Origin of the sequence: Desulfosporosinus sp. I2, from assembly GCF_000960765.1 — a bacterium.
GTDB lineage: Bacteria > Bacillota > Desulfitobacteriia > Desulfitobacteriales > Desulfitobacteriaceae > Desulfosporosinus.
On sequence record NZ_JYNH01000211.1, the window covers coordinates 1 to 5720 of the forward strand.

Here is a 5720-nt window from a genome sequence, read left to right on the forward strand (position 1 = left end):
TTAGCCGATTGTTCCAATGATAGTTTTTCTGTACTAATGGAAATAATAGCTTTTTCCAAATCTTTTAATTGAAGATTAATTTTTATATATTCTGCTTTTGATGCTTCAATATAATTAGGAGTGTTTTTTGTCATAGTATATCCATCACAGAAAGGGCATATAGCATTATTTTTAACATCTTTGTTTGCTTCGCCATCAACAATGAAACTTAACCGTTGAACATCTGAGGAATCAGAACTGAAGCATAACTTTACATTACAGATGAAATCTGGGGTGTAAAGTTTTCTTAATTTATTTTTTCTCAAAACAGGCCTGGACTTACACAAATCAATATGGTATGGTAGTCTTGGAAAGGTAGGTGGGGAACCTATGGATAAGACTATCATGACCTTCTCCGGAAGAGATTTTACGTCTGAAGATATAGACCTTATCAAGTGGACAAGAAAAAGATACCCTCAGTTATCAAGGACAGAATTAGCAAGAACCTTATGTGAATTTCTAGGCTGGACTACACCCGCAGGAAGAGGAAAAACACCTCAGTGTACATCCTTTCTGGAAAAATTAGAAGAAGAAGGACTCATTGAACTTCCACCATTAGATGCTTCAAAAATAAGAGGTAGGAATTTGAAACTACCGGACTTTAAACTTGACACCACTCCGATCACCGGTGAATTAAAGGATCTATCGCCGATTCATCTTAAAATTGCGAGAGCTGGTATAGACTTAAAGCTTTGGAGACAATACATTAGTAAGTATCACATGCTCGGCGACAAACAAGTTTTTGGTTCTCAATTAGCCTACTTTATTAAATCAAATGAGACATTCCTAGGCTGCGTTCAGTTTTCGGCATCCTCATGGGCCTTGAGCTCTCGGGATGAGTGGATTGGATGGAATGTTGAGGATCGTAAGCTTCGACTTCATCTGATCGTGAATAACAGCCGATTTCTCATACTTCCCTGGGTTAACGTTAAAAACCTAGCGAGCAAAGTCCTATCGTTGGCGATCAAACAGCTTCAAGAAGACTGGCTACGCGAATATTGTTATGCGCCTGTCCTTTTAGAAACCTTTGTCGACACCTCTCACTTTGCGGGCACATGCTATAAAGCCTCGAACTGGATCTATTTGGGTGAAACTCAAGGTCGGGGCAGAATGGACCGGGAAAAAGAGTATTCCCTATCTCGTAAAGCAATCTATATGTATCCCCTCCAAAAAGACTTTAAAGATTGTCTAAAAGGGATTAAACCTTACAAAACGGTGAATCCCGATGATTAGATCAGAAAAACGACAAGAGAAACGAGCACAAGAAGACAAACTTAAACGGAAAAAGCTTGAAGCCCAAGGATTTACGTTCTCAACACAGGTGTATCAAGAGAAACGGGCCATAGCTAATAGAAAGCAGGGTTACGAGACACCGGAAGACGAGAAATTTGACCGATGAAAGACACTTGGAGAGAAGCCATGGGGCTGATCAGGCTTACGCCAGAGAACATCATCCAACGTCATTGTGGAGGCCGGAACCAGGTTTATCGTTGGATTAACGATGTCGAGTATACCTATGGCAACGGTCGATGTAAAGAACGACTCCATGTTGTAGTTTGTGAAGAGAGCTGGGAAGAAAGAAGCCGAATTACCGGTAAAACAGCCTTGAAATCAACAAGGTACGTCTGGATCTCTGGAAAAGAGATTACGAAAACGAATGTGGAAACTAGGTGTCTTAAGATCGGTCGTTATCGTTGGAAAATCGAAAACAACTTTTTAGTCATGAAACATCAAGGATATCGATATGAACATTGTTTTTCCTACGACTGGAATGCTATGGTGGGCTTTCATCATCTTATGCAAATTGGCCGATTCATCAATGTATTACTGGCGCATAGTGAGCTTCTCGAGAAAAAAGTGACCGAACTCGGTATCACTGGCGTGTTAGCGTTTATTTTCAAAGCATGTACAGCGGATGTTCTTGATTTAACCCGAATAGCGACCATTGTGAACGACGAAAGGTACCATTGGAGATTAGCAAGTTAGATCAGCGAAGTCTGAACAACACCTTCAGAAAACAATGAATGACCCGCTTAGGGTTTATTTGTTGTAGTGTGATTGTAACTTCCAAACAGATCCGACTTCTAAACGTTGCGTGAGACGAAGGCTTGGCTTCAGCTAACTGCAGATTCTTGCTTGTAGGGTTCTAAGAATGGAAGAATACGGGGTTTTATTTATCAATGAAGAAAATCATGCTTCAGCTCTGCTGAGGAATATTGAGACTTGAGTTCTTGGTATCTATTGTATAAAATATTGCACTCAGATAAACGCTCATTGGTATTGGTTAATTCTTTAAGTAATTGCTGATTTCGGCTTATTGCTACAGTAACAGCTGTTTCCTTTGAAGAAATTTTGTCAATAATATTTGAAATTTCTTGATCTAAATTTAATGGTTTATTGAGCGCCAAGGTCTCAGCTAGTGCTCCTTTGCGATCAGCCAAATTTGATAACTCTTTGTTTATATAGGCAACCACAGCGTTTTTCTTTGCTTTTTTGATTTTCTTATCTTCCTGGGGAGTTATCTCGCCGAAATCATTACCATTTGCCAAAAACAACAATGATGAGATTGTTGCTGTGTTAGCAGTTGCTGTTATCGGTAACAATATTGATTTATTATTGATAATACGCTGTTCAGTGAGTAAAAAAATATGTATGAAAGTTCTTAACGTAAGGCATTGTTTTTCAAATTGCTCATTCTTAATTATAAAATATTGCTCGTCTACTCCAATTAAGCGCAACCAAATTGAGTTGATTGTTTTTTCATATTTACCCTTAAGAAGATATGTACCAGATTCAATTTTGTTATCTGAACTTAAAACTTCGACTTTTTTCTTAGACAATTTTCGGCTTAATGTGATGGAGCCTTTAGCCGTTTTTACTATCAACTTTATACAGTCATATCCCGTTGTTTCATCAATGGGATTTTCATCACTGCCAAACAAGTAATCAATACACCTTACAATGTAGGTTTTTCCCGTGTTGGATGGTCCATAAATAATGTTAACACCATTCGAAAACTCCACTATAGAATCAGTTTTTCCTGCACCGGATATAATTAATTTTTCTATAAAAGAAGTTACTCATTTATTAAACCTCCTTGTAACGCGATTATTGAATAGCTGTTGATTTGGTTAGCTAGCTCACGATCCGATTTATTATCAATATAGATAAGGGTATGTTTAACAATTGAACTATACGTATCAGCGTATGTGTTATTGAATTTTGAACAGTAATTCTTTCCGTTATCGCTTATGGAATAATAAAACCCGCTTTTTTGACATATTACTTTTGCCATCCCATCAATAACGAGAGCCTTTATTGCCTTTGTTATTAAATCTCTTCTACAGGAAATTTCACTAAATCGATAATTGTTATCTCCGTGTAAATTTTGGTCGGAAACCCCGAAATCTTTTCCATATACTGTTATAAAATCAATAGCAGCAATTCTATCGCTCGAAACCTTCCTAACACTTGGAGAATTTAATATTAATAATATGCGTAAAAATAATTCAAACTCAGTATTAAAAACATCAGTCATCATTATTCACCCACTTGAGGCGTTTGTCATTTACTAACATGTGACAAACGCCTTTTTTCTCGCTGTTTCCGATGCAATGGAGTTTACTACTCAATAAACTTTTATCTGTTGATACTGTCGATGCATGTTTAACAACTGCATTAAGGCGTTCGAACCCATTAGAATAGTCTGATTCAAGCACTTCAATTATTCCATCGAACGTCTCATCCTTAAGAACTTCAAATTGCTTGGAGTCTGTGAAAACATCTCGAACAAAGCGTCTAATCGTTTCTGCAGAATAATAATCTTTTCTTTGTCGTGCAAAGTTTTGGTTGTATCTAGAGTATTTTTCCAATACGTCTATCGGAAATTCTTCAATCCCTATAGCTTCAGCATATGCTTTTAGCAATTCTGTCACGTAAATAAGTTCATTTGAATCAAGGGCTTTAGGGGGATCAATCTTATCCGGAATTTTTGCAGATACTCCTCCAAAACGTATGTTTCCATATATTGTTCTGATATGATCATCAATAACTGATTGAATTGGACAGTGATGAATAATCGAAAAATCAAAAGAATCAACATATCTCTCAAATGCACCATTTAGAGCGATTTTCTTAGTTTTAGTTATGGCGTTTTGACAATAACTATCCCAGTTTATCTTTAACTCACTTCGTAATTCATCTGGGTTTTCAATCAACTTGTTAAGTTTAGGCCCGCATCATTAGATGCTACAATATAGTAATTCTTAGGAATTGCATATTCATTTGAAAAAGTATAGTAACACAATTTTCCTAATTCAATATAATATTCTGATGGAGTCAATGCAGATGCATAATGCTTGCACTGATAATAGTCTACAGTTCCATTATTATAATAGCCAATAACATCTCTGCCTTTGTCTCCAGCGCCACCAATTCTCTTAATTGAGGTGTAATTATTTTTTTTGCATGCATAAAGCCATTCTTCTGTAAAATGCTCGAAAGAATCCTCATCCATCATTTTTACTTGATTTATCGGAGGAATATTTGCTCCAATACCAAAGCTTTCAATATCTATTTTTGGCTTGCTAAGAGATTCAAATTGTAGCAAAATGCACACCTCTTTTGTTGTTACACAGTGGTTTGTCCGTTATTATAGATTTGTAAGAATCAGGTCTCGTAATTTGACTACTAAATACCTTCTCTAGCTTAAGAGGACTTTCTAAGCCCCCAGATTATCCACTCTATTCTTTCTATTTTTTTCTCACATATCCTCCCACGATAGCTATAATAATCCAAGAAAAACAAAAAAGCCTGATCGTTAAATTAAAACGATCAGGCTTAATATATTCCCTCACACACTATGACACTATGAAAAGAACATGGACTCCTCAAACCGGCTCATACCAATGCTCTCAATCAAGGCAAATATAGCACTATTATCGTCTCCACGTGCCCTGTCCAAGGAAACATACAATTGCTTTACTCTTTTAATTGTAATTAAGCTTTCCTAGAAACTGGATAAATGAGTCACGGGCATCGCATCGAGATCTCATCTAACACCTGAATAACAATCTTCTTCCGTCACTGAATAGTTTATTTAGTTTGTAAATCATTATAGCAATATGTTATAAGGCACACAGAGGTGCTTGTTTTCATTGGCGAGAGGTCAGCGAAGAAACTCTGTCTCCAACTCAATTACGCTAACAAAAAACAAAAAGCCAATAACCGAAATTTTCAGCTATTGGCTAAGAAGCGTTTTGGTTTAATAAATAATTCATTTCCAAGGTTTTAATGGCCAAGTTAAATATCAGTTGATCAACAAGAATTTATTTATGGAGAGAAAGAGCAAACCTAATTTAACAACTTTACTCTGGTTGAACACTTCCCTCGCCTATCCTTTCGGTAGGTTCAAACAGTACTACGACTTGAACTGACTTCTGGATGCTGTCTTTGGTGACAGACTTTATTATCTAGTGACAAACTTTATTATCTGTATACAACACCCTTACCCGCACTTCGAGTAGCCACAGTGAGTACAAACAACACAACCGCTTTCATGGTTGATCGGCATGCCACACTCTGGGCAAGCATTTCCTGGAGCAACGTCAACACGTGCTTTTTTTTCACAGCCACCTTTTCGTTCGCAGGCTTTCCTTGTCCAATTACATCAGCCTTTTCAA

General features: G+C 37.0%; 8 protein-coding genes and 1 pseudogene. 3 read left to right on the plus strand and 6 right to left on the minus strand.

Annotated elements, in window-relative coordinates:
• Positions 1-386: pseudogene (locus tag UF75_RS24430) on the minus strand (hypothetical protein); the annotation flags it as partial.
• Here UF75_RS24430 and UF75_RS24435 point away from each other — a divergent pair.
• The 3 genes from UF75_RS24435 to UF75_RS24440 are packed head-to-tail and all read left to right on the plus strand — an operon-like array spanning position 370 to position 2025.
• Complete coding sequence (locus UF75_RS24435; protein ID WP_045577123.1) at positions 370-1272, plus strand: Druantia anti-phage system protein DruA; 903 nt, start codon at positions 370-372, stop codon at positions 1270-1272. The pseudogene UF75_RS24430 and the gene UF75_RS24435 overlap by 17 nt on opposite strands.
• Positions 1265-1438 carry a hypothetical protein gene (locus UF75_RS28750; RefSeq protein WP_156146604.1) on the plus strand — a complete coding sequence of 58 codons (174 nt, stop codon included), beginning with the start codon at positions 1265-1267 and terminating at the stop codon, positions 1436-1438. The genes UF75_RS24435 and UF75_RS28750 overlap by 8 nt, the downstream gene beginning before the upstream one ends.
• Entirely contained in the window at positions 1435-2025 is a 591-nt protein-coding gene (locus UF75_RS24440; RefSeq protein ID WP_045577124.1) for a hypothetical protein, read from the plus strand. The genes UF75_RS28750 and UF75_RS24440 overlap by 4 nt, the downstream gene beginning before the upstream one ends.
• A gap of 191 nt (positions 2026-2216) precedes the next feature.
• Here UF75_RS24440 and UF75_RS24445 read toward each other — a convergent pair whose 3' ends face one another.
• The 5 genes from UF75_RS24445 to UF75_RS24465 all read right to left on the minus strand — a co-directional run.
• On the minus strand, positions 2217-3062 hold the full coding sequence (locus UF75_RS24445; protein ID WP_052693617.1) for an AAA family ATPase: 846 nt from the start codon (positions 3060-3062) through the stop codon (positions 2217-2219).
• 53 nt (positions 3063-3115) lie between these two features.
• Positions 3116-3580, minus strand: a complete 465-nt coding sequence (locus UF75_RS24450) for an ABC-three component system middle component 2 (RefSeq protein ID WP_242860418.1) — start codon at positions 3578-3580, stop codon at positions 3116-3118.
• A complete protein-coding gene (locus UF75_RS24455) occupies positions 3570-4256 on the minus strand; it encodes an ABC-three component system protein (protein ID WP_052693619.1) in 687 nt (228 codons plus the stop codon). The genes UF75_RS24450 and UF75_RS24455 overlap by 11 nt, the downstream gene beginning before the upstream one ends.
• Positions 4253-4648: a restriction endonuclease gene (locus UF75_RS24460; protein ID WP_045577125.1), complete on the minus strand. Its 396-nt coding sequence runs from the start codon at positions 4646-4648 to the stop codon at positions 4253-4255. The genes UF75_RS24455 and UF75_RS24460 overlap by 4 nt, the downstream gene beginning before the upstream one ends.
• An 878-nt stretch (positions 4649-5526) precedes the next feature.
• Positions 5527-5720, minus strand: a 194-nt coding sequence (locus UF75_RS24465) for a hypothetical protein (protein ID WP_045577126.1), incomplete at its 5' end; no start/stop codon positions are given.